Raw genomic sequence first — 22,196 nt, 5'->3', positions numbered from 1 at the left:
CCGGGCGGGCGTCCGGGCCCGGCGTCAGGCGGCCGGCTCCGGGGTGCCGGGCAGGGGCGCGGGGCCGCCACGGGCGTCGTCGGCCAGTGCCAGCAGGCCCTCGGCGTGGCAGCCCTGGGTGGTGCCGACCAGGTGTCCGTCGGGCCGGATCAGCAGCACGGTGTGCGGGGCGGCGCCGGGGTAGTCCTCGGTGACCAGCACTTCGGCGGGCACCGGGAGCGCGGCGGCGACCTCGGCCAGTCGGGGCATCAGGCCGGCGCCCAACCAGTGCTGGGCGGACCAGACGGCGGTGCCGGGGGCGACCAGCAGGAGCAGGAAGGTCCCGCCGAGCCGGGCGTGCAGCTGGTCGGCGGCGCCGTCCATGGCGAGCACCGGCAGGTCGGGGACGAGGACGCCGGGCGCGGTGGCCGGCAGCAGTTCGGACAGGGAGGTGCCGCGGCCGGCGCCGCGCTGCACGGGCACCCGGCCGGGGACGCCGGAGGGCGCCGCCGGGTAGGCGGGTGCGCCGCCGAAGCGTCCGCTGCCGAGCTGGCCGTCGGCGAGCAGCGGGGCGTGCTTGCGGAAGGAGCCGCTGAGCAGCGAGCGGCGGGTCTGCTGCCAGCCGCGCAGCGGGCGCAGCAGCGGCATGGTCTGGTCGACCGCGCGCAGCCGGGCGCCGACGGCTCCCCGGCGTTCGGCCTCGTACCCGTCGAGCAGGGATCCGCCGGGCTGCGGGCCGCCGGCGTGCGGCGGGAGGTGCCAGGCCAGGGCGAGCCGCCAGGCCAGGTTGTCGGCGTCGCGCAGGCCGTCGGCGAGGTTCTGCATGCCGAGTGCCCCGTGCAGGTGGGCGGCGTCGCCGGCGAGGAAGCAGCGGCCGCTGCGGAAGCGGGCGGCCAGGCGCTGCTGGGCGGTGTGGTCGGCGGCGGCGAGCAGGTCGTAGCGGGGGAGTTCGCCGCACCAGCCGGTGAGGGTGGCCTTCACCCGGGCGAGCAGGGTGTCGCCGGTGACGATGCCGGGCCAGGTGGCGTGCGGGTCGACCGGTTCGGTGGGGGCGGGCCGGCCGGGGGGCAGGCGCCAGTCCAGCCGCCAGAGGCCGTCCGGGAGCGGGCGGGCGGAGGCCTCGCGGTCGCCGCGCCAGGGGGGCTCGCGGTGCAGTCTGGCCTCGCCGGGAAAGGGCAGGTCGACCCGGACGGTGGCGACGGCGTGCCGGTCGACGGCCGGGCGGCCGGGAAAGCGGATCTTGAGCAGCTTGCGGACGGCCGAGCGGGCGCCGTCGCAGCCGACCAGGTGGCTGCCGCGCCACCAGGTCTCGGTGCCGTCCTGCGGGTTGCGGGTGCGGACGCTGACGCCGTCGCGGTCCTGCTCGAGTTCGACCACCCGGCTGAGCGGGGCGAGCTGGACGAGCGGGGTGGCGGTCAGGGCGTCCCGCAGGCCGCGCTGGAGGCGGTGCTGCGGCAGGTGGAGGGCGGGGGTGCGGGCGAGGTCCACCCGGAGGACCTCCTGCCGTCGGCGCCAGATGGCGAAACTGTCCCAGCGGGCGGCGTCGGAGGCGGCACGGGCGTAGCCGAGGCGGGTCAGCAGGGCGGTGGTGTCGCCGCCGAGGACGACGCTGCGCGGCCCTTCGGGGCACAGGCCGGTGCCCTCGTCCAGGACGACGGTCGGAACCTCGTGCCGGGCGAGGGCGAGGGCCAGGGCCAGGCCGACCGGCCCGGCCCCGACCACGATCACCGGGTCCACGGGGGGACCTCCGGCCCGGCCGGGCGGCGGCAGGCCGACGCTCGGGTGGAGGGGGCGTCATATGCCGCGAGGATGGTCCCGGGTGGTGTCACGAAGAGCAATGCAACAGATCACCTGCGTGTCCGTCAAGCAGGGACCGGTGTACGCCGGTTCGCGCCGCGGCGTCCGCGCGCCTCGATCCAGCGGGCGAGCGCGGTCAGCAGGAGGCACATCGTGATGTAGATCGGAGTGGCCACCAGGACGGTCGGGACGTAGGGGTAGCCGGTGCTGTTGCTGGCGATGATCTTGATGGCGTAGAGCAGCTCGGGGTAGGTGATGACGAACCCGAGCGAGGTGTCCTTGAGGGTGACGACCATCTGGCTGATGATCGCGGGCAGCATCGAGCGGACCGCCTGCGGCACCAGGATGCTCAGCATCACCTGGCTCTTGCGCATCCCGAGGGCGTACGCGGCCTCGCCCTGCCCGCGGGGCACCGCCTCGACGCCGGAGCGGATGATCTCCGCCTGGACCGAGCCGTTGTACAGCGTCAGCCCGGTGACCAGGGCCCAGAACGGGTCGCCGGCGAACAGGCCGCGGTACAGCGCGAAGATCATGATGAGCAGCGGCATCGCGCGGAAGAACTGCACGACGGCGGTGGAGACCGCGCGGACCGGCTTGTGGTCCGACAGCCGGCCGGCCGCCAGCAGCGCGCCCAGCAGCAGCGACAGGACGGCGGCCAGGGCGAAGGCCTTGAGGGTGGCCAGCAGTCCGTCGAGGATGCGCTGCTGCACGGCCGTGTACTGGAACGGCTCCCACAGCTCGGGGGCGAACTGGCCGGTGCTGTCCAGCTTGTCGTAGGCGTACCAGAGCAGGCCGGCGATACCGAGCACGGCGAGGACGCCGAGGGCCCGGTAGCGGACCCGGGCGCGCGGGCCGGGCGCGTCGTAGAGGACGCTGGCCGAGGCGGAGCGGGAGGAACTCACTGGTTCGCCTCCACGGTTTCGGTCCGTACGGGGGTGCCGCGCTCGGACAGGCCGCGGACCAGCCGGCCGGCGGCCAGGGCGATCTGCGGGAGGTAGTGGAACAGCACGCCGACCGAGGCGCTGATCGCCAGGTACGGCAGGGCGACCCAGAAGAAGATCAGCACGATCGGGTAGCCGAGGTCGGTCAGCGAGGCCTGGGCCTGGAACAGCTCGGCCACGCTGAAGGCGCCCGCGATCGCGGAGTTCCTGGGCAGGGCGATGAAGACGCTGCTCATCGGGCCCATCACGGTCTTCGCGGCCTGCGGCAGGATCACCAGGCGCAGGGTCTGCCCGAAGGTCATGCCCAGGCTGCGGGCGGCCTCAGCCTGCCCGAGCGGGACGGTGTTGATGCCGGAGCGCAGCACCTCGCAGACGAAGGCGGCGGTGTAGAAGCCGAGCGCCAGCACCGCGAAGGTGAAGGGGCTGAACCGGACGTCCAGCCGGGGCAGGGTGAACACCGCGGCCAGGAACAGCAGGGTCAGCGGCGTGTTGCGGAACACCGTCACCCAGACGGCGCCGAACGCGCGCAGGACCGGTACCGGCGAGACCCGGAAGGCCGCCAGCAGGGTGCCCAGCAGCAGGGCGAGCAGCGCGGCCAGTGCGCTCAGCTCGACCGTCTGCAGGAAGCCGTCGCGAAGCAGCGCGAAGTTGCCGTGCTCGAACAGGATGTCCATGCCGGCGGCCCTCCTCTCGATCGGGAGATGGTCGGAAAAAGGATCAGTAGCGGTTCAGGGCCGGGATCTCGGCGGGGGAGCCGGAGAGGCCGAGGGTGGCGTCGTAGGCCTTCTTCCAGTCGCCGTTGTCCTCGTGCGCCTTCAGCGCGTCGCTGATCGCGTCGCGCAGCGCCTTGTCGTCCTTGCCCAGGCCGACGCCGTAGTTCTCCTTGGTGAACGGCTTGCCGACGAGCTTGAACTTGCCGGCGTTCTTGGCCGCGTAGCCCTTGAGGATCGAGTCGTCGGTGGTGACCGCGTCGACCTCCTTGGTCAGCAGCTTGTCGACGCACTGGGAGTAGGTCTCGTACTGGGTGATCTTGGCGCCGTAGGGCTCGATCTGCTTGATCGAGGTGGAGCCGGTGACCGTGCAGACGTTCTTGCCCTTGACCGACTCGGGGCCGGTGATCTCGGTGTTGTCCTTGTTCACCAGCAGGTCCTGGCCGGCGATGTAGTACGGGCCGGCGAAGGACACCGAGGTCTTGCGGGTGTCGGTGATGCTGTAGGTACCGACGTAGTAGTCGATGCCGCCGCCCTTGATCTCGGTCTCGCGGTTCGCCGAGGCGATGGTCTTCCACTCGATCTTGTCGGCGGAGAAGCCGAGGTCGGCGGCGATCATCTTGGCGATCTCGATGTCGAAACCGTTGCGGGTGTTGGTGCTGAGGTCCTCGAAGCCGAGGAAGGGCTGGTCGGCCTTGGCGCCGATGATCAGCTTGCCGCGGCTCTTGGCGGCGTCGAAGGTCTTCGAGCCCTCCACCTTGGCGTCGGCCTTCACCTGGTAGGTCGGCAGCTTCGGGGCGGCGGAGGCGCCCGCGGCACTGTCGCCCGGGGTGCCGCTCTTGCCGCAGGCGGCGGTGGTGGCGGTCAGCGCGACGACACAGAGCGTGGCGGCGATGATGTGACGAGTCCTCATGAGGGTTGTTCTCCTCGGGGCAGGGCCGCGGTCAACCGGGCGCTGGGATCGGGAAGGTCCGTGCGTGGCGGGGGTGGTGCGGCCTCGGGGCCGGCCACCACCGGCACACCGATACTGGATCAACTCCGCGGTCAGTGGTGCAGGATCTTCGAAAGGAAGTCCTTGGCGCGGTCGCTGCGCGGGGCGGTGAAGAAGGCTTCGGGGGTGTTCTCCTCGACGATCCGGCCGTCGGCCATGAAGAGGACGCGGTTGGCGGCGGAGCGCGCGAAGCCCATCTCGTGGGTGACGACGACCATCGTCATGCCGTCGGCGGCGAGCCTGCGCATCACCTCCAGCACCTCGTTGATCATCTCCGGGTCGAGGGCCGAGGTCGGCTCGTCGAACAGCATGACCTTGGGGTTCATCGCGAGGGCGCGGGCGATCGCCACCCGCTGCTGCTGCCCGCCGGACAGCTGGGCCGGGAGCTTGTCGGCCTGCGCGGCCACGCCGACCCGCTCCAGCAGCTCCCGGGCGGTCTCCTCGGCCCGGGCGCGGGGCACCTTGCGCACCTTGACCTGGCCGAGCATCACGTTCTCCAGCACCGTCTTGTGCGCGAACAGGTTGAAGCTCTGGAACACCATGCCGACCTCGGCGCGCAGCTGCGCCAGCTCGCGGCCCTCGGCGGGCAGCGGCCGGCCGTCGATGGTGATGGTGCCGGAGTCGACCGTCTCCAGGCGGTTGATGGTGCGGCACAGCGTCGACTTGCCGGAGCCGGACGGGCCGATCAGCACCACCACCTCGCCCTGCGCGATCTCCAGGTTGATGTCCTGCAGCACGTGCAGGGCGCCGAAGTGCTTGTTCACGCCGTCCAGGACGACCAGCGGGGCCGCACCGGGGGCGAGGTCCTTGACGATGCTCGTGCTCATCGCGACGTGCTCCCTCGTGTCGGCCCTGGGGGAACTCCCTTGGGCGGAAGTACTGATGATGCGCTGACTGGTGAAGTGGTGTCAGTGGTACAAGAAGGGCGCCGAGTACGGCGGCCCGGTACCGGGGGCCGGAAGCCGGCGGAGCTCGCGGCCCCCGGTGGGGCGACCATAGAAGTGGTGACGATGCCACGTCAGCCGATCTGAGCGGAACTTGAGGATCACGATCCGGCCACACCACCGCCACAGCGCCCCCGCCGAGTGCCCGGTGCGCCCGTGGCGGCCCGCCCGCGCCCGGTGATCGCACGGGTACGGACGGTCGGCCCGGGTGTCCGCTCCGTGGCCGAGCGTGACCGAGCCTGGCGTCCGGCCGCCCTGCTGGCCCATACTGCGCAGGACCGGGGTCCGTCCGGCCGACCGCCGGGCCGGCGGGAAGCCCGCCGGGTGGGACCGGAGAACCGAGCGGGACGGCCGAGGGCCAGCCGGCGGGAAGGAGGAACACCATGCGACTGCTCCTCGTCGAGGACGACGAACGGGTCGCGGCCGCGCTGGTCGCGGTACTGGGCCGGCACGGCTTCCAGGTCAGGCATGCCCGGAGCGGGCACGAGGCCCTCGACGCGCTGGTGCCCGACGGCAACGAGCCCTACCGGGTGGTGCTGCTCGACCTCGGGCTGCCCGACCGCGACGGCTTCGAGGTCTGCAGCCGGATCCGGGCCGGCAGCGGCGTCCCGGTGATCATGGTGACCGCGCGCGCCGACATCCGCTCCCGGATCCACGGCCTCAACCTCGGCGCCGACGACTACGTCACCAAGCCGTACGACATGGGGGAGCTGCTCGCCCGCATCCACGCCGTGGCCCGCCGCGGCGCCGCACCCGCCGCGGCCGCCGTCCCGGTGGACGACGACGCCCTGCCCGCGCCCCGCGGACCGCTGGAGTCGCGCGGCATCCGGATCGACCGCGAACGCCGCCGGGTCAGTGTCGACGGGCGCGACGTCCCCCTCACCCGCAAGGAGTTCGACCTGCTGGCCCTGCTCGCGCAGAGCCCCGGCGTGGTCTACCGGCGGGAGCAGATCTTCAGCGAGGTCTGGCGCAGCGGCTGGGAGGGCAACGGCCGCACCCTGGAGGTGCACATCGGTTCGCTGCGCACCAAGCTCGCGCTGCCCGGCCTGGTCGAGGCCGTCCGGGGCGTCGGCTACCGCCTGATCCCGGAGTCCCCGGCCGCCGCCCCGGCGGACCGGCAGCCCCCGGCGCCCGCCGCCGGGACCTCCCCGAACGCCCCGGAGCACTGACAGCCCGTGCGCACCCGCCTGCTGGGCATCCTGCTCTCCCTGATGGCCTGCGTGCTGGCCGCCCTCGGCCTGCCGCTCGGGGCCGCCGTCGCCGCCGCCGAGCAGAGCCGGGTGGTGGTCGACCGGCTCGACGACGCGGCCCGGTTCGCCCAGGACCTGCCCGACCCGGCGCCGGCCGCCGCGGCCGCCGGCACCCAGCAGACGGCCACCGCCCAGGCCACCGGCGACACCAGCCGCCGCCACGCGCTGCGGGCCGAGGTCGCCCGCTACCACGAGCTGTACGGGGCCCGGATCGGCCTCTTCGCCCGGGACGGCAGCGCCATCGCGATCGCCCCGGGGGACTGGCAGGCGCCGACCACGGGGTGGGGCGCGCAGGCCTTCCAGGAGGCCCTGGACGGCCGGCGCAGCCACAACCCGCCGCAGGTCTGGCCGTGGACCCCGGACCGTACCCTCGCCGTCGCCGCCCCGGTGGTCCGCGACGGCGACGTGGTCGCGGTCGTACTCACCGAGTCCCCGACCGGCCCACTGCGCTCCCGGGTGCTGAACCGCTGGCTGTTCATCGGGGCCGGCGAGGCCGCCGCGATGATCGTCGCGGTGCTGCTGGCGATCCGGCTCACCGAGTGGGTGCTGCGCCCGGTGCGCACCCTGGACCGGGCCACCCATGACATCGCCACCGGGCGGATGAACGCCCGGGTCGCTCCCGGCGGCGGCCCGCCCGAGCTCCAGCGCCTGGCCGGCTCCTTCAACGAGATGGCCGACCACGTGGTGCTCGCCCTCGACCAGCAGAAGGCCTTCGTGGCGGACGCCTCGCACCAGCTGCGCAACCCGCTGGCGGCGCTGCTGCTGCGGGTCGAGCTGCTCGGGCTGGAGCTGCCGGACGGCCACGAGGAGGAGCTCGGCGGGGTCCGCGAGGAGGGGGTGCGCCTCGCCCGGGTGCTGGACGACCTGCTGGGGCTGGCCACCGCCGAGCACGCCCGCCCGGAACCGGAGCCGACCGACCTCACCGCGCTGGTGCTCGCCAGGATCGACGCCTGGCGGCCGGTCGCCGCCCAGCGCGGCGTCGAGCTGGTCTGGGACGGTCCGCCGCTGGCCCTGGGCATGGCAGATCCGATCGGCTTCGGCAGCGCGCTGGACGCGGTGCTGGACAACGCGCTGAAGTTCTCGCCGCGCGGAGCCCCGGTGCGGCTGCTGGTCGCGGTGCGCCGCCGGGAGGTCGCGGTGACCGTGTACGACGCGGGCCCCGGGCTGACCGAGGAGGAGCTGGCCCGGGTCGGCGACCGCTTCTGGCGCAGCCCCCGCCACCAGAACGTGGACGGTTCGGGGCTGGGCCTGTCGATCGCCCGCACCCTGCTGCTGGCCGGCGGCGGCTCGCTCTCCTTCGCGCCGGTCGAGCCGGCCGGCCTGGCGGTGACGCTGGCCGTCCCGCGCCGCCCCGGGGACTGAACCGGCCGGGGGCGGAGCGCCTCGCGGGGACCGGGCAGGTCGTCGGGGGCCGCCCGGAGCCAGGCCCGGCAGCGCCCGTGGCTCCGGCTTCGGCTACGGCTTGACCGAGCGGTAGTACCGCCGGGCGCCCTCGTGCAGCGGCAGCGGATCCGTGTAGACGGCGGTGCGCAGGTCCACCAGCTGGGCCGCGTGCACCTGGGAGCCGATCCGGTCGCGGCTGTCTATCACCGCCCGGGTCATGCCCTGCACCAGGGCGGTGTCGACGTCGTCCCGGGTGACCAGCAGGTTGGGCACCGCGACGGTGGACACCGGCTCGGTGGGCCCGGCCTTCGGGTAGGTGTTGCTGGGGATGGTGGCGGCCCGGTAGGCGTCCGTCCCGCCGCCCTCCACCTGGTGGACGATCTCCGCCAGGTCGCCGAGCGGTACGAACTTGATCCGGAAATGCTCGGACAGGTCGGTCAGTGCGCTGGTGGGCAGTCCGCCGGACCAGAAGAACGCGTCCAGGCGGCCGGCCTGCAGCTGGTCGGCGGCGTCCCCCACACCGAGCATCGACGGCCGGATGTCCTGGTCCGGGTCCAGCGAGGCCGCCGCGAGCAGCCGCCGGGTCACCAGGTTGACCCCGGAGAGCGACTGGCCGACCCCCACCCGCAGGCCCTTGAGGTCGGCCGTCCGCTGCACCGGCGAGTCCGCGGGGACGACCAGCTGAAGGTAGTCGTCGTAGAGCCGGGCGATCGCCCGCAGCCGGTCCTTGCCCGGCCCCGAGTACTTCGCCACCGAGTCGGCGGTGGCGATCGCGAAGTCGTCCCGCCCCGAGGTCACCCGCTCCAGGTTGTCCAGCGAACCCTGCGAGTTGTCCAGCCGCAGCCGGACGCCGGGCATCGCGCCGGCCACGTGTTCCTGCAGCAGCTGGCCGTAGCGGTCGTAGACCCCGCGCTGGACGCCGGTCGCGAAGCCCGTCTCCCCGCGCGGGTAGCCGGGGGAGCCCGTGGCCGAAAGCCACCAGCCGCCCAGCGCCGCCAGCACCAGCACCAGGGCCAGCACGACGCGGCACAGCCGGCTGCGGGCGGCCGCGCGGGCGGCGGCGCCGAGGCGGGCGGTGGCGGAGGCGGTCATGGGGGGATACTGCCAGCCCGGCGCGGAGAACGGGAGGGGTCGCCCCGGTGAAGGGACCGAGTTGTGATGCCGCGCGGCCCCCGGACCGAGGTCCCGTGCCCGGGTGCGCGGGCCCCGCTCCGCACCGGTCAGGAAGGGGCCGCACGCCATGCCCTTACCCTGGTCTGTGTGAGCGGTGACAGCGGATTGAAGAGCTACAAGGTCGTCACGTACGGCTGCCAGATGAACGTCCACGACTCCGAGCGCCTGTCCGGGCTGCTGGAGGACGCGGGGTACGTCAAGGCCACCTCGGACGGGGATCCCGACCTGGTGGTCTTCAACACGTGCGCGGTGCGCGAGAACGCCGACAACAAGCTGTACGGCAACCTCGGCCAGCTGGCGCCCGCGAAGACCCGCCACAAGGGGATGCAGATCGCCGTCGGCGGCTGCCTCGCCCAGAAGGACCGCGACACCATCGTGCGCAAGGCGCCCTGGGTCGACGTGGTCTTCGGCACCCACAACATCGGGCACCTGCCGGCGCTGCTGGAGCGGGCCCGGATCGAGCAGCAGGCCCAGGTGGAGATCCTGGAGTCGCTGGAGACCTTCCCCTCCACGCTGCCCACCCGCCGGGAGTCCGCCTACGCCGCGTGGGTCGCCATCTCGGTCGGCTGCAACAACACCTGCACCTTCTGCATCGTGCCCGCGCTGCGCGGCAAGGAGGAGGACCGCCGGCCCGGCGACGTCCTCGCCGAGATCGAGGCACTGGTCGGCGAGGGTGTCATCGAGGTCACCCTGCTGGGCCAGAACGTCAACTCCTACGGCTCCGACCTGGGCGACCGCGAGGCGTTCTCCAAGCTGCTGCGCGCCGCCGGGCAGATCGAGGGCCTGGAGCGGATCCGCTTCACCTCGCCGCACCCGCGCGACTTCACCGACGACGTGATCGCCGCGATGGCCGAGACCCCGAACGTGATGCACCAGCTGCACATGCCGCTGCAGTCCGGCTCGGACACCGTGCTGAAGGCGATGCGCCGCTCGTACCGGCAGGAGCGGTTCCTCGGGATCATCCGCAAGGTGCGCGAGGCGATGCCGGACGCGGCCATCTCCACCGACATCATCGTGGGCTTCCCCGGCGAGACCGAGGAGGACTTCGAGCAGACCATGCACACGGTCCGCGAGGCCCGCTTCGCCAACGCCTTCACCTTCCAGTACTCCAAGCGCCCCGGGACCCCGGCCGCCGACATGGCGGACCAGGTCCCCAAGGCCGTGGTGCAGGAGCGCTACAACCGGCTGATCGCCCTCCAGGAGGAGATCTCCTGGGAGGAGAACAAGAAGCAGGTCGGGCGCACCCTGGAGATCCTGGTCGCCGAGGGCGAGGGCAAGAAGGACGACCGCACCGACCGGCTCTCCGGCCGGGCCCCCGACAACCGGCTGGTGCACTTCACCCGGCCCACGTCGCCGGTGCGCCCCGGTGACGTGGTGACCGTCGAGATCACCTATGCCGCCCCGCACCACCTGCTGGCCGAGGGCCCGACCCTGGCGGTGCGCCGCACCCGGGCGGGCGACGCCTGGGAGAGGCGCCAGGCCGCCCCGGCCGCCAAGCCCGCCGGCGTGATGCTGGGCCTGCCCGGCATCGGCGCGCCCCAGCCGTCGGCCGCCGCCCCGGCGGGCGCCTGCTGCGGGGACTGAGCGGACGGCTCCTGCGCGGAGCACCGCACCGGCGGCCCGGCGGGTTCTCCCGCCGGGCCGCCGGCGTACGCGGGTCCACCCGGCCGGGAGCCGTGGGCGGGACCTGCCCCGCCCCGGGTGCCCGCCCCGATAGAGTGATCGCCATGCTCGTAGCCGCCGCCGTGTGCCCCAGTCCGCCGCTGCTCGTGCCGGAGGTCGCCGCCGGTGCGGCGGCCGAGCTGGAGCCGCTGCGCGCGGCCTGCGCCGAGGCGGTCGCGGAGCTGGTGGCGGCCCGGCCCGAGCTGGTCGTCGTGGTCGGCACCGGGCCCGAGCCCGAGGTCTGGACCGAGGGCGGGGCCGGCTCGTTCCGCCGCTACGGGGTCGGGCTGGCCGTCCGGCTGCCGTCCGGCGGTGTCGACGGCCCGGAGCTCACGCCCTCGCTCACGGTCGGTGCCTGGCTGCTGGACCGGGCGGGCGTGGCCCTGCCGACGCATGCCTGCGCCGTCCCGGCCGACTCGCCCGCCGACCGGATGACCGGCCTGGGCAAGGGCCTGGCCGGCCTCGCCGACCGGGTCGGCCTGCTGGTGATGGGTGACGGCAGCGCCTGCCGCTCGGTGAAGGCACCGGGCTACTTCGACGAGCGCGCCGAGGACTACGACGCGGCGGTGGCGCGGGCCCTCGGCTCCGCCGACCCGGCGGCGCTGGCCGCGCTGGACAGCCGGCTCGGCGCCGAGCTGCAGGCCGACGGCCGGGCACCCTGGCAGGTGCTGGCGGGCGCCGCCGAGGGCACGGACCTGCGGGCCCGCCTCACCTACCAGGACGCGCCGTACGGCGTCGGGTACTTCGTGGCCTCCTGGCGCTGACGCCGCAGCGCCGTCGCCGGGCGGGCCGGGCCTGCCGATCCGACCCGCTGGGTGGGTGGCGCCGTGGCCGCCGGCTCAGGCGGTCGGACCCTGGCCGTTGCCGGCCTGGCCGCCGTCCGGGTGGGGGCCGGGACCGCCGTCCGGGTGGGGCCGGTGGGCGAAGCCGTCCACCGCGTCCTTCGCCTTCGCGGTGCCGTGCTCGATCTTCTCGCTGTACTTGCCCTTGGTGACCTTGTCGATCGCGTCGCCGGCCTTGTCGACCGCGTGGTCGATCTGCTCGTTGTGCTTGCCGGTGAGTTCGCTGGCCTTCTCCTTGAGCTCCTCGGCCTTGCCCTTGAGGTTGTCCATCATGCCCATGGTGACGTCTCCCGTGTCGCGTCCGGCCGCTGCGGCCCGGAGGCCGATCGTCCTTCTTCTTCACCCAACGCTGGTGCGCGCCGAGTCGTTCTCCGGTGCCCGCCGGTGCGGGTCCGGACCTGGATCGGCTCTCTAATCACCCGATACCGGTCATATCGTCTCGCGCTCCGCCCGCTTCGGCAGCGGGCGGACCGGCGCGGCGGCGCTTTTGCGAGACTTGCCGTGTGAGCAGCTCCCTCCCCACCCCGCCCCGCGTCGTCTCGGTGGTCGGCGCGACCGCCGCCGGCAAGTCCGACCTGGCCGTCGCCCTCGCCCGCAGTCTCGGCGGCGAGGTGATCAACACCGACTCGATGCAGCTCTACCGGGGCATGGACATCGGCACCGCCAAGCTCACCGTCGAGGAGCGGGGCGGTGTCCCGCACCACCTGCTGGACGTCTGGGACGTCACCGAGGCCGCCAGCGTCGCCGAGTACCAGCGGCTGGCCCGCGCCGAGATCGACCGGCTGCTCGCGGACGGCCGCACCCCCGTGCTGGTCGGCGGCTCCGGGCTGTACGTCCGGGCGGCCGTCGACGAGATGGAGTTCCCCGGCACCGACCCGGAGGTCCGGGCCCGGCTGGAGCTGGAGCTGGTCGAGCTGGGCTCCGGCGCGCTGCACCTGCGGCTGGCCGGCCTCGACCCGGCCGCGGCCGTCGCGATCCTGCCGAGCAACGGGCGGCGGATCGTCCGCGCCCTGGAGGTCATCGAGATCACCGGCCTGCCGTTCACCGCCAACCTGCCGAGCAACACGGCCGTCTACGACGTGGTGCAGATCGGCGTCGCCGTGCCGCGCCCCGAACTGGACGAGCGGATCGCCCTGCGGGTGGACCGGATGTGGCAGGCCGGCCTGCTGGACGAGGTCCGCGCGCTGGAGAAGGCCGGCCTGCGCGAGGGCCGCACCGCCGCCCGGGCGCTGGGCTACCAGCAGGTCCTGGACCACTTCGCCGGCGGCTGCACCGAGGACGAGGCGCGGGCCGAGACCGTCCGCGCGACCAAGCGCTTCGCCCGCCGCCAGGAGTCCTGGTTCCGGCGCGACGATCGGATCCACTGGCTCGCCCGGCCGGCCGGCGCCGACCCGGTCGAGCTCCTCCGGCGCTCGCTGGACCTGATCGGACATCAGATCTGAGCCGTCCGGCGGCGGTATCCGGCCACTCGGTGGTGCACCTGCGCGCGCAGGTTCCCGTGCAGGACGAACCGGCGGTTACAGGCGGATCACGTCATGGCCACGGATCACCCGAAGACCCCTCGGGACGCGCTGTCGGCCACCCGGGACATGCCATCATCAAAGCATTGGAGACCGGCCGCGCGGGCCGGTCGCACCGGCCGTGAGTCCGGACTCGTGTCGAACTGTCAGGGGAGGCCGCGTGTCGACGGGTACCGGCCCCGAAACCGAGCAGCGGATGAGCGCCACCACCGAAGCGGTCGAGAAGCACGCACCGGCCCTGGCCGAGTTCTCCGACCTGCCGCCCCTCGACGGGCCCACCTCGTACGCGCTGGCGCTGCCGACGCTCGACGACCTCGGTCCGGGCGGTGTCGTGCACGAGCGTGAGATCCGCCCGCGCCGAAGACTCCGCTGGTGGCAGACGCTGCCGATCGCCCTGCTCGCCGCCGTCGGCTCGCTGATGTTCGGGTTCCCGCTGGCCTTCGGCTCCGGCGGGGCGATGGTCGGGATGCTCGGCCTGCTGCTCACCGCGGCCTCGGTCGGCTGGGGCGCGATGGCCGCCCGGCACGCCGGCTACAAGTGGCCCGGACTGCCCCGCCGGGGATCCGGTCAGCGAGCCGGCTGGCGGGCCATCGTGATCTACACGCTGATCGCCCTGGTCTCCTGCGCGCTCGCCGTCTGGCGCGTCGTCCACCTGCACAGCTGACGTCCGGCCGGAGCTGTGGACGCCGCGTCCGCCGGGGCCCGGTCGGTACCATCGTCCGTGTGAGCGAATCCCCGTTGCAGCCGGCCGGTCTCCCCTTCCTCAAGGGGCACGGCACCCAGAACGACTTCGTCATCCTGCCCGACCCGGACGGGCGGCTGGTGATCGGCCCCGAGGCCGTCGCGGCGCTCTGCGACCGGCGGGCCGGCATCGGTGGCGACGGCCTGCTGCGGGTGGTGCGCGCCGCGGCCGACCCGGTCTCCGCGCCGCTGGCCGACCGCGCCGAATGGTTCATGGACTACCGCAACTCCGACGGCAGCATCGCCGAGATGTGCGGCAACGGCCTGCGCGTCTTCGCCCGCTACCTGGTGCACGCGGGCCTGGCGAAGCCCGGACCGCTGGCCGTCGCCACCCGGGCGGGCGTGCTGCAGGCGCGGATCGCCGAGGACGCCCCCGACGGCACCCCCGGCGACATCACCGTGGACATGGGCGTGGCCCGGCTGCCCGGCCCGGACGGGATCGAGGTGACGGTCGGCAGCCGGCGCTGGCCGGCCCGCAACGTCAACATGGGCAACCCGCACGCGGTCGCCTTCGTCGACGACCTCGACCACGCCGGTGACCTGCTGGGCGCGCCGCTGACCAGCCCGGCGGGGGCCTACCCCGAGGGCGTCAACGTCGAGTTCGTGGTGGACCGGGGGCCCCGGCACGTCGCCATGCGGGTGCACGAGCGCGGCTCCGGCGAGACCAGGTCCTGCGGCACCGGCGCCTGCGCGGTGGCGGTCGCGACCGCCCGCCGGGACGGCGCCGACCCCGCGGTCACGGGGGAGAGCGTCAGCTACGTGGTGGACCTTCCGGGCGGGCGGCTGGTCATCGCCGAGCACCCGGACGGCCGGGTGGAGATGACCGGCCCGGCCGTGATCGTCGGCAGCGGCGTCCTGGAGCCCGGCTGGCTGGCCGCGCTCCCGCACTGACCGCACGCCGCCCGCCGGCGGCCCTGACCACGTCCTGATCCTGCCCGGACCGTGCCCGTCGCGCCCCGGACCGGCCCCGCCCTCCGGCCGGCCCGGCCCGGGGCCGCGTCGCCTGCGGGCCGCTCCCGGGCCCTGTCCGGGCTGATCCCGGGCTGATCTTGGGTCGTCGTTTCCGGGCCGTTTCCGGGTCGTTTTCGCGGGCCGAGCGGGTGGCCGGCGGGTGGTTTTGCCCATTTCGTACCGACGCGAATCCCCCCGATCGGGTGATCCCGATGACGGAAGGGAAGCGAGGCATCGCGGAACGTGCTGTCCTCGGTAGCATGGACCACCGGGTCGGCAGTCGCTCCGGTGCTAGCTGCCGGAGGTGCCGATGACCGTCGAAGCCGGGCAGCCCGAGACCGGGCAGCTCAGTGTCGCAGGGCTCGGTGCCCTGCAGCCGAGTACGCTCCCGCCCGCCGCTCCGCGGCCGAATCCCCCGCAGCCGCCGGCCCCGCAGCCCGCCGCGCCGCCCGCGGCTCCGCCGGCCGCCACCCCCCGATCCGCCGACGACCCCCGCGCCGCCCGACCCGGCTCCGTCAGACGCCCGCTCGGCGGGCTCGGCCGGGGCGCCCTGGGCCGCGCCGGCCGAGCCGCGCTGCTGGCCACCGGCCGCCAGCCGGCGCCGGACGCCATCGAGCCGATCGTCCAGGCGCACCGCCGGCACCATCCGCAGGCCGACATCGGCCTGCTCGGCCGGGCCTACCGGACGGCGGAGGCCAGCCACCGCGGGCAGACCCGCAAGAGCGGCGAGCCGTTCATCACCCACCCGCTCGCGGTCACCATGATCCTGGCCCAGCTCGGCGCCGGCACCACCACCCTGGTCGCCTCGCTGCTCCACGACACCGTGGAGGACACCGAGGTGACGCTCGACCAGGTCAGCGCCGACTTCGGCCCCGAGGTGGCCTATCTGGTCGACGGGGTCACCAAGCTGGAGAAGGTCGACTTCGGCGCGGCCGCCGAGGCCGAGACCTTCCGCAAGATGCTGGTCGCGACCGGCGACGACGTCCGGGTGATGGTGATCAAGCTCGCCGACCGGCTGCACAACATGCGGACGATCCGTCACATGAAGCCGGCCAGCCAGGCACGGATCGCCAAGGTCACCCGGGACGTGCTGATCCCGCTCGCCGAGCGGCTCGGCATCCAGGTGGTGAAGGCGGAGCTGGAGGACATCGTCTTCGCCACCCTGCACCCGGAGGAGCACGCCCGGACCAGGGCGCTGGTCGCCGCCCACGAGGCCGATCCCGACACGCTGCTGCAGCCGTTCGCGGAGGCGCTGGGCCGGCAGCTGGCCGAGGCCGGGGTGTCGGCCGGGGTCACCGTCCGGCCCCGGCACGGCGTCTCGGTGCACCGGGTGATGGTGAAGCGCTCCGGAGCGGCCGGGCGGGACGGGCTGCCGCAGGGTCTGCACCCGGCCGACTTCGGGCGGGTGCTGGTGGTGGTCGAGGAGAACGCCGACTGCTACGCCGTGCTCGGCGAGCTGCACACCTGCTGGACCCCGCTGCCGGGTGAGTTCAAGGACTTCGTGGCGGCCCCCAAGTTCAACCTCTACCAGTCCCTGCACACCGCCGTGGCGGTCGACGGCGAGGTGGTGGAGGTGCTGGTCCGCACCCGGCAGATGCACCTGGTCGCCGAGACCGGCGTGGTCGCGCTGGGCGACCCGCACCAGCCCGGCGGGCAGTCGGCGGGCCAGCCGGGCGGGCAGCCCGGTGGACAGGGCCCGCGCGACGAGCTGGACCGCACGGACCCGGCCCGGCCCGGCTGGCTGAGCCGGCTGCTGGAGTGGCAGCAGGAGACACCCGACCCGGACGCCTTCTGGTCCACCCTTACCGCCGAGCTGGCCGGCGACCGCGAGATCACCGTCGTGACGGAGAGCGGCGAAACGCTTCAGCTCCGGGCCGGGGCCAGCTGTGTGGACGCCGCGTACCTGATCGGCGAGGAGACCGGCCACCGATGTATCGGCGCCCGGGTCAACGGCCGGCTCACCGCGCTCTCCACCGCGCTGGAGGACGGCGACGTGCTGGGCATCCTCACCGAGGGCGGCGGCGGCCCGGACCAGCTCGGTGCGGCGGGGGGCTCGGAGCCGTCCGGCCCGGCGCCCGAGTGGCTGGCGTACGCCCGTACTCCCGGCGCGCGGCTGGCCATCGAGCGCTGGCTGGCCGACCACCCCGCCGGCGCGCCGGTGGTGCGGACCGGCCCCTCCGCCGAGCAGCCCGCCCCGCCCGGGCCGCCGTCCGCCGGCCGGGGCGCCGCGCCGGTGGCGGTCGCCGGGCGGCCCGGGGCACCGGTCCGGCTGGCCCGCTGCTGCACCCCGGTGCCGCCGGACGAGGTGACCGGCTACGCGACCAAGGGCGGCTCGGTGACCGTGCACCGCACGGGCTGCCCGGCGGGGGAGCGGATGCGGGCGGCCGGGCGCGGCCCGCTCATGATCACCTGGGTGCCGGACGCGGTACCGCCCTCGGGCTACCGGGTCACCCTGAGGGCCGAGGCGCTGAACCGGCCCCGGCTGCTGGCCGACCTCACCGCCGTGATGTCCGCCGAGGGGATCGGCATCGTCTCCGCGGAGGTCGAGCCGCCGCAGGAGCTCCGGGTCCGCCACACCTACACCATCGAATTGCCCACGGCCGGCACGCTGCCGCTGGTGATGCGGGCGATGCTGCGGGTCTCCGGGGTGTACGACGTGTGCCGGCCGCAGCCGGAGGGCGCGGGAAATGCGGATGACCCGCCCGGTCCGGGCGTGCGACCATCATGGGGAATTCACGGCCGGTCCGCGGCGTTCCCAGAGGTGTAGAAGCGTTACTGGCACCTGCGGTCCTGAGGGGTTGCTCCGATCCGCCCGGACGGTACGAGGTACAAGGGGGCGGCGGCGGGCACACTCCCTGTGCGACCGTTCCGCACGGTCACGCACGGCCACCCGCAACCGCTGAACAAAGGACAGAATGACCTCCACGTTCGAAACCCGCGACCAATCCGATGACTCCTCCCGTCGCCTCGGCGACCTCCGGGCCGAGGCCCTGATGGACGAGGACCTCGCGGCCATCGACGAGGACCTCGACCGCCACTACGACGGCGACCAGTACGACCGTAGCGACCGCGCCGCCCTGCGCCGCGTCGGCGGCCTCTCCACCGAACTCCAGGACGTCACCGAGGTCGAGTACCGCCAGCTCCGCCTGGAGCGCGTGGTACTCGTCGGTGTCTGGACGAACGGCACCGTCGAGGAGGCGGAGAACTCGCTCGCCGAGCTCGCCGCCCTCGCCGAGACCGCCGGCTCCGAGGTGCTGGACGGTGTGATCCAGCGCCGTGACAAGCCCGACGCCGCGACCTACATCGGCTCCGGCAAGGCCCGCGAGCTGCGCGACATCGTCGCCGCGACCGGCGCCGACACCGTGGTCTGCGACGGTGAGCTCACCCCCGGCCAGCTGATCCAGCTGGAGGACGTCGTCAAGGTCAAGGTCGTCGACCGGACCGCCCTGATCCTCGACATCTTCGCCCAGCACGCCAAGTCCCGTGAGGGCAAGGCGCAGGTCTCGCTCGCGCAGATGCAGTACATGCTGCCGCGGCTGCGAGGCTGGGGTCAGTCGCTCTCCCGGCAGATGGGTGGTGGCGGCTCCGGCTCCTCCGGCGGCGGCATGGCGACCCGTGGTCCCGGTGAGACCAAGATCGAGACGGACCGGCGACGGATCCGCGAGAAGATGGCGAAGCTCCGCAAGGAGATCGCCGACATGAAGAAGGGCCGCGACACCAAGCGCCAGGAGCGCAAGCGCCACCAGGTGCCGTCCGTGGCCATCGCCGGCTACACCAACGCCGGCAAGTCCTCGCTGCTCAACCGGCTCACCGGCGCCGGCGTCCTGGTGGAGAACGCCCTGTTCGCCACCCTGGACCCGACCGTCCGCCGGGCGCAGACCCCGAGCGGCCGGGTGTACACGCTGGCCGACACCGTCGGCTTCGTCCGGCACCTGCCGCACCACCTGGTCGAGGCCTTCCGCTCCACCATGGAGGAGGTCGCCGACGCCGACCTCATCCTGCACGTGGTGGACGGCTCGCACCCGGAGCCGGAGACGCAGCTGGCGGCCGTCCGCGAGGTGATCGTCTCGGTCGACGCGCAGAACGTGCCGGAGATCGTCGTGATCAACAAGGCGGACGCCGCCGACCCGCACGTCCTGCAGCGCCTGCTGCGCCGCGAGCCGCACGCCATCGTGGTGTCGGCCCGCAGCGGCCAGGGCATCGAGGAGCTGCTGCGCCTCATCGACGACGAGCTGCCGAGGCCCGCGATCGAGGTCCAGGCGTTGGTCCCGTACACCCGGGGCGACCTGGTCTCCCGGGTGCACGCCGAGGGCGAGCTGCTCGCCACCGAGCACACCGGCGAGGGCACCCTGATCAAGGCCAAGGTGGCCGCCGAGCTGGCGGCCGAGCTGGAGCGCTACACCGTGGTGACGCAGGGCTGAGCCCGGCCCACCCGAACGCCGAGGGCCCGATCTCCCCAGGAGATCGGGCCCTCGGCGTTCGTCGTGGCGCGGGTCAGCGCTTCTTCTTGCTCACGTAGTCGAACATGTTCTTCGCCTGGGCCTGCAGCGAGGGGCCGGCCATCCAGGCGGCGGGCTTCGGGCCGATCGAGTTGACGCTGATCAGGGCCGGCTTGCCGTCCTTGGTGACGAACCAGCCGCCGCCGCTGGAGCCCGGGGTCATGGTGCAGCCGATCACGTACATGGTCGGCCGGGCCGCCTCGAAGGAGAGCTTGGCCGGCTTGACGGTGGAGTCGCAGTGCTCCAGCTCACGGCCGTCGAACGGTGCCGCCGACGGGTAGCCGTACGCGAAGGCCGAGGTGACCTGGTCGCGCGGGGCGTTGAACCAGACCGGCACGGAGCTGCCGACGGTCTCCTCCAGCGACTTCCCGTCCCCGTTCATGTTGTGGACGTGGATCATGCCGAAGTCGTACTGGCTGACCGGGCCGCCGTCGTGGCCGCCCTCGGCCGCCCACTGCGGGCTCACGTAGGCCTCGTCGGCCGCCCACCAGCCGTACGGGGCCACCTCGGCCTCGCTTGCCTTCTTGCCGTTGCTGTACGCGCCGCTCTTGTTGAAGGACGGGACGAAGGTCATCTTCTGGAAGAACTTGCCACCCTTGCCCTCGTGCAGGCAGTGCGAGGCGGTGTACACCAGGTTGCTCCGGCCCGGGTTCGCCGGGTCGCTGACCACGGTGGCCGAGCAGTAGCCGCCGCCGCCCTTGCCGTCCTCCAGGAACAGCTTGCCGAGCACGGCGGTCGCGGCGTTGTACGGGTGGGCCTGGGGCTTGGCCGGTATCGGGCTCGGCAGCTGCGGGTCGGTCTCGTTCTGGGCGGTGGCGCTCTGGGTGCTGAACTCGGGGGTGTCCCGGCCCGCGGCGGCCTCCATCTTCGTCATGTCCCAGAAGCCCTTGACGACATCGTTCTTGAGGATGTTGTCGTTGGCGAACTTCGCCCAGTCGTCCAGGCTCCAGTTGGCGAGGTCGGCGAGGCTGGTGGGCAGCCCCAGGCCAGGCTTGCCGGACGCGGCGCCGGTGGCCGCGACGGTCGGGGCGGTGGTAGCGCCCGCGTCGGCGCTCTGGTCGCTGTTCTCGGGCCCGCAGGCGGTCGCGGTGAGCGAGAGAACGGCCAGGACGGAGGCGGACGCCAGGGCGGCCCTGCGCCGGACCGGGCTCGTGCGGACGGTGTTCGACATGGTGTGTGGTTCCCCGTGGTGGTCGTGAGCGGTGGTGAGGGTGGTGGTGAGTGCCGCCGGGCGGCGGTGCCCCGGCAGCAGGGGGCCGGTGGGCCGGCCTACTTCTTGGAGATGTAGTCCAGGGCCTGCTTGGCGACGGTCTCCAGATAGGGGCCGCTCAGCGAGGTGTGTTCCTGGGTGCCGATCGAGGTGTTGCTGACCAGGGCGGTCCTTCCGTCCGGCATCTTGGCGAACCAGCCGCCGCCGCTGGAGCCCTGGGTCATGTCGCAGCCGATGGTGAGCATCGAGGGCCGCTTGGCGTCGAACGAGAGCCGGGACGGCTTGCCGCCGTCGCACTTGTACAGCTCCTGGCCGTCGAAGGGCTTGGAGAGCGGGTAGCCCCAGGCCGCCACCGAGAGTGCGTCGCGCGGGGCGTCGAACCAGACCGGGACGGCCGAACCGACCGTCTCCTCCAGCGACTTGCCGCCGCCGTTCTGGTTGTGCACCCGCATGACGGCGAAATCGTACTGGCTCGCCGAGTCACCCGTGCCGCCGCCCTCGGCCGTCCACTGCGGCGAGGGCACGACCTTGTCGGCCCACCAGGTGCCCAGCGGCGCGAGCTGGTCCAGCGGCGCCTTCTTCCCGCCGCTGGAGGCACCGGAGTTGTTGTACGCGGGGACGAAGACGAGGTCCTTGTAGAAGCCGCCGCCCTTGCCCTGGTGGACGCAGTGGCCCGCGGTCCACACCAGGTTGCTCCTGCCCGGGTGGGCCGGGTCGGCGATCACGGTGGCCGAGCAGTTGCCGCGCCCGCCCTCGGCGCTGAAGAACACCTTCCCCGAGGGCTGCTTGGTGTACGGGCGGGCCACCGGGGAGGCCTTCACCACGGGCGGCTCGGGGTCGCTGGCCCCGCTGTCGCCGGCCGGCGGCGTGGTCGGCGGGGCCGGGTCGGCGGGCTTGGAGTCGCCCATCTTGTCCGGGTTCCAGAAGTCCTTGACCACCGGGTTGTTGAAGACGTGCTGGTTGGCCCAGTTGTCCCAGTCCTCGAACTTCCACTTCTTCAGGTCGTCCCAGGTCTTCGGCAGCCCGTCGAGCAGGCCGGACGGCAGTCCCGAGGGCAGCGTCAGCCCGCCGATCACCCCGCCGCCGCCCGCTGCCGGGCCGGTGGCGGCCGCCTGGCCGGCCGGCGGCGGGGCTGCCTTGCCGCTGTCGTCCGGGCCGCAGGCGGCGCTGCCGAGGAGGGCCGCCACGACGAGGGCCGCGCCGACGGAGCTGCGGCGCGCGCGGGCCGGCCGGGCGGCCGTACCGGGCGCGCGGTCGGCGGATCGGCGGATCGGTGACATGGGCTTCGCTCCCCCTGTGGTCCACTGCCCGACGCCGACGACCGGTCGCCGGGGGTGACGTGCCGCAGGGCTGCGGCCGCGTCGCGGGCATGGTGGAGTCTTCCACCGGCCATCAGGACGGCCGTGGCCACCCCCCGGTTGCAGGCGATGATGGACGGTCACCGATCCGTGACACGGCGCTCGGAGCGTGTCCTCGGCCGGTTGCCGCGCAGCGTTGCCACCCCTTCGGCGTCGTGTCAGGGAAGCAGCTGCTCCCCCCTGAGGGTGAGTAACTCGCGATCTTCACTCCAACGAGTGATCCGTTCTTGTGATCACCCCTCAGG

The 22,196-nt window shown here is 73.6% G+C and carries 18 protein-coding genes; 9 read left to right on the top strand and 9 right to left on the bottom strand.

Features of this window, described 5'->3' with window-relative positions:
- Positions 1-24 precede the first annotated feature (24 nt).
- The 5 genes from OG689_RS14845 to OG689_RS14825 form a co-directional block, all read right to left on the bottom strand.
- On the bottom strand, positions 25-1,716 hold the full coding sequence (locus OG689_RS14845) for an FAD-dependent monooxygenase (protein ID WP_266320762.1): 1,692 nt from the start codon (positions 1,714-1,716) through the stop codon (positions 25-27).
- A gap of 125 nt (positions 1,717-1,841) precedes the next feature.
- Positions 1,842-2,678 carry an amino acid ABC transporter permease gene (locus OG689_RS14840; RefSeq protein WP_266320760.1) on the bottom strand — a complete coding sequence of 279 codons (837 nt, stop codon included), beginning with the start codon at positions 2,676-2,678 and terminating at the stop codon, positions 1,842-1,844.
- Positions 2,675-3,391 (bottom strand): amino acid ABC transporter permease, encoded by a 717-nt coding sequence (locus OG689_RS14835; RefSeq protein ID WP_266320759.1) that lies wholly within the window; start codon positions 3,389-3,391, stop codon positions 2,675-2,677. The genes OG689_RS14840 and OG689_RS14835 overlap by 4 nt, the downstream gene beginning before the upstream one ends.
- Positions 3,392-3,434: 43 nt before the next feature.
- Entirely contained in the window at positions 3,435-4,340 is a 906-nt protein-coding gene (locus tag OG689_RS14830) for a glutamate ABC transporter substrate-binding protein (protein WP_073924819.1), read from the bottom strand.
- A 131-nt stretch (positions 4,341-4,471) separates the two neighbouring features.
- Positions 4,472-5,245, bottom strand: coding sequence for an amino acid ABC transporter ATP-binding protein (locus OG689_RS14825; protein WP_323189291.1), 774 nt, complete (start codon positions 5,243-5,245; stop codon positions 4,472-4,474).
- 500 nt (positions 5,246-5,745) lie between these two features.
- Here OG689_RS14825 and OG689_RS14820 point away from each other — a divergent pair, with 500 nt between their 5' ends.
- Both OG689_RS14820 and OG689_RS14815 read left to right on the top strand, forming a co-directional pair.
- Positions 5,746-6,531 carry a response regulator transcription factor gene (locus OG689_RS14820; RefSeq protein WP_266320756.1) on the top strand — a complete coding sequence of 262 codons (786 nt, stop codon included), beginning with the start codon at positions 5,746-5,748 and terminating at the stop codon, positions 6,529-6,531.
- A 6-nt stretch (positions 6,532-6,537) separates the two neighbouring features.
- Positions 6,538-7,974 (top strand): HAMP domain-containing sensor histidine kinase, encoded by a 1,437-nt coding sequence (locus OG689_RS14815; RefSeq protein ID WP_266320754.1) that lies wholly within the window; start codon positions 6,538-6,540, stop codon positions 7,972-7,974.
- Between the two features lie 93 nt (positions 7,975-8,067).
- On the opposite strand, the gene OG689_RS14810 is transcribed toward OG689_RS14815, so the two are convergent.
- Positions 8,068-9,087, bottom strand: coding sequence for a TAXI family TRAP transporter solute-binding subunit (locus OG689_RS14810; protein ID WP_266320752.1), 1,020 nt, complete (start codon positions 9,085-9,087; stop codon positions 8,068-8,070).
- 168 nt (positions 9,088-9,255) lie between these two features.
- Here OG689_RS14810 and miaB point away from each other — a divergent pair, with 168 nt between their 5' ends.
- Together miaB and OG689_RS14800 are read left to right on the top strand one after the other, a co-directional pair.
- A complete protein-coding gene (gene miaB, locus OG689_RS14805) occupies positions 9,256-10,752 on the top strand; it encodes a tRNA (N6-isopentenyl adenosine(37)-C2)-methylthiotransferase MiaB (RefSeq protein WP_266320750.1) in 1,497 nt (498 codons plus the stop codon).
- A 143-nt stretch (positions 10,753-10,895) separates the two neighbouring features.
- A complete protein-coding gene (locus OG689_RS14800; RefSeq protein WP_266320748.1) occupies positions 10,896-11,594 on the top strand; it encodes a class III extradiol dioxygenase subunit B-like domain-containing protein in 699 nt (232 codons plus the stop codon).
- 75 nt (positions 11,595-11,669) lie between these two features.
- On the opposite strand, the gene OG689_RS14795 is transcribed toward OG689_RS14800, so the two are convergent.
- Positions 11,670-11,951 carry an antitoxin gene (locus OG689_RS14795; RefSeq protein WP_266320746.1) on the bottom strand — a complete coding sequence of 94 codons (282 nt, stop codon included), beginning with the start codon at positions 11,949-11,951 and terminating at the stop codon, positions 11,670-11,672.
- 224 nt (positions 11,952-12,175) lie between these two features.
- On the opposite strand from OG689_RS14795, the gene miaA reads away from it, so the two are divergent.
- The 5 genes from miaA (at position 12,176) to hflX (ending at position 19,305) form a co-directional block, all read left to right on the top strand.
- On the top strand, positions 12,176-13,114 hold the full coding sequence (gene miaA, locus OG689_RS14790) for a tRNA (adenosine(37)-N6)-dimethylallyltransferase MiaA (protein ID WP_266320744.1): 939 nt from the start codon (positions 12,176-12,178) through the stop codon (positions 13,112-13,114).
- A gap of 238 nt (positions 13,115-13,352) precedes the next feature.
- Complete coding sequence (locus tag OG689_RS14785; protein ID WP_266320742.1) at positions 13,353-13,856, top strand: hypothetical protein; 504 nt, start codon at positions 13,353-13,355, stop codon at positions 13,854-13,856.
- 59 nt (positions 13,857-13,915) lie between these two features.
- The gene (gene dapF / locus OG689_RS14780) at positions 13,916-14,824 is read left to right on the top strand and encodes a diaminopimelate epimerase (protein WP_266320740.1); all 909 of its coding nucleotides are present in this window, start codon (positions 13,916-13,918) and stop codon (positions 14,822-14,824) included.
- A 370-nt stretch (positions 14,825-15,194) separates the two neighbouring features.
- The gene (locus tag OG689_RS14775) at positions 15,195-17,651 is read left to right on the top strand and encodes an HD domain-containing protein (protein WP_266320738.1); all 2,457 of its coding nucleotides are present in this window, start codon (positions 15,195-15,197) and stop codon (positions 17,649-17,651) included.
- Positions 17,652-17,799: 148 nt separating this feature from the next.
- Positions 17,800-19,305, top strand: coding sequence for a GTPase HflX (gene hflX / locus OG689_RS14770; RefSeq protein WP_266320737.1), 1,506 nt, complete (start codon positions 17,800-17,802; stop codon positions 19,303-19,305).
- 73 nt (positions 19,306-19,378) lie between these two features.
- On the opposite strand, the gene OG689_RS14765 is transcribed toward hflX, so the two are convergent.
- Positions 19,379-20,554, bottom strand: coding sequence for a hypothetical protein (locus tag OG689_RS14765; RefSeq protein WP_266320736.1), 1,176 nt, complete (start codon positions 20,552-20,554; stop codon positions 19,379-19,381).
- A 98-nt stretch (positions 20,555-20,652) separates the two neighbouring features.
- Positions 20,653-21,873: a trypsin-like peptidase domain-containing protein gene (locus tag OG689_RS14760; protein WP_266320735.1), complete on the bottom strand. Its 1,221-nt coding sequence runs from the start codon at positions 21,871-21,873 to the stop codon at positions 20,653-20,655.
- Positions 21,874-22,196: the final 323 nt, after the last annotated feature.

It is taken from the genome of Kitasatospora sp. NBC_00240 (assembly GCF_026342405.1).
Taxonomy (GTDB): Bacteria; Actinomycetota; Actinomycetes; order Streptomycetales; family Streptomycetaceae; genus Kitasatospora.
This window is presented reverse-complemented; position numbering and strand designations above follow the sequence as displayed.

Bases quoted from the DNA above. Each gene is read 5' to 3' on its own strand.
- OG689_RS14795 (WP_266320746.1), bottom strand. From the start codon at position 11,951: ATGGGCATGATGGACAACCTCAAGGGCAAGGCCGAGGAGCTCAAGGAG.
- OG689_RS14760 (WP_266320735.1), bottom strand. From the start codon at position 21,873: ATGTCACCGATCCGCCGATCCGCCGACCGCGCGCCCGGTACGGCCGCC.
- OG689_RS14810 (WP_266320752.1), bottom strand. From the start codon at position 9,087: ATGACCGCCTCCGCCACCGCCCGCCTCGGCGCCGCCGCCCGCGCGGCC.
- OG689_RS14835 (WP_266320759.1), bottom strand. From the start codon at position 3,391: ATGGACATCCTGTTCGAGCACGGCAACTTCGCGCTGCTTCGCGACGGC.
- hflX (WP_266320737.1), top strand. From the start codon at position 17,800: ATGACCTCCACGTTCGAAACCCGCGACCAATCCGATGACTCCTCCCGT.
- OG689_RS14830 (WP_073924819.1), bottom strand. From the start codon at position 4,340: ATGAGGACTCGTCACATCATCGCCGCCACGCTCTGTGTCGTCGCGCTG.
- OG689_RS14820 (WP_266320756.1), top strand. From the start codon at position 5,746: ATGCGACTGCTCCTCGTCGAGGACGACGAACGGGTCGCGGCCGCGCTG.
- OG689_RS14800 (WP_266320748.1), top strand. From the start codon at position 10,896: ATGCTCGTAGCCGCCGCCGTGTGCCCCAGTCCGCCGCTGCTCGTGCCG.
- OG689_RS14775 (WP_266320738.1), top strand. From the start codon at position 15,195: ATGACCGTCGAAGCCGGGCAGCCCGAGACCGGGCAGCTCAGTGTCGCA.
- OG689_RS14825 (WP_323189291.1), bottom strand. From the start codon at position 5,245: ATGAGCACGAGCATCGTCAAGGACCTCGCCCCCGGTGCGGCCCCGCTG.
- OG689_RS14765 (WP_266320736.1), bottom strand. From the start codon at position 20,554: ATGTCGAACACCGTCCGCACGAGCCCGGTCCGGCGCAGGGCCGCCCTG.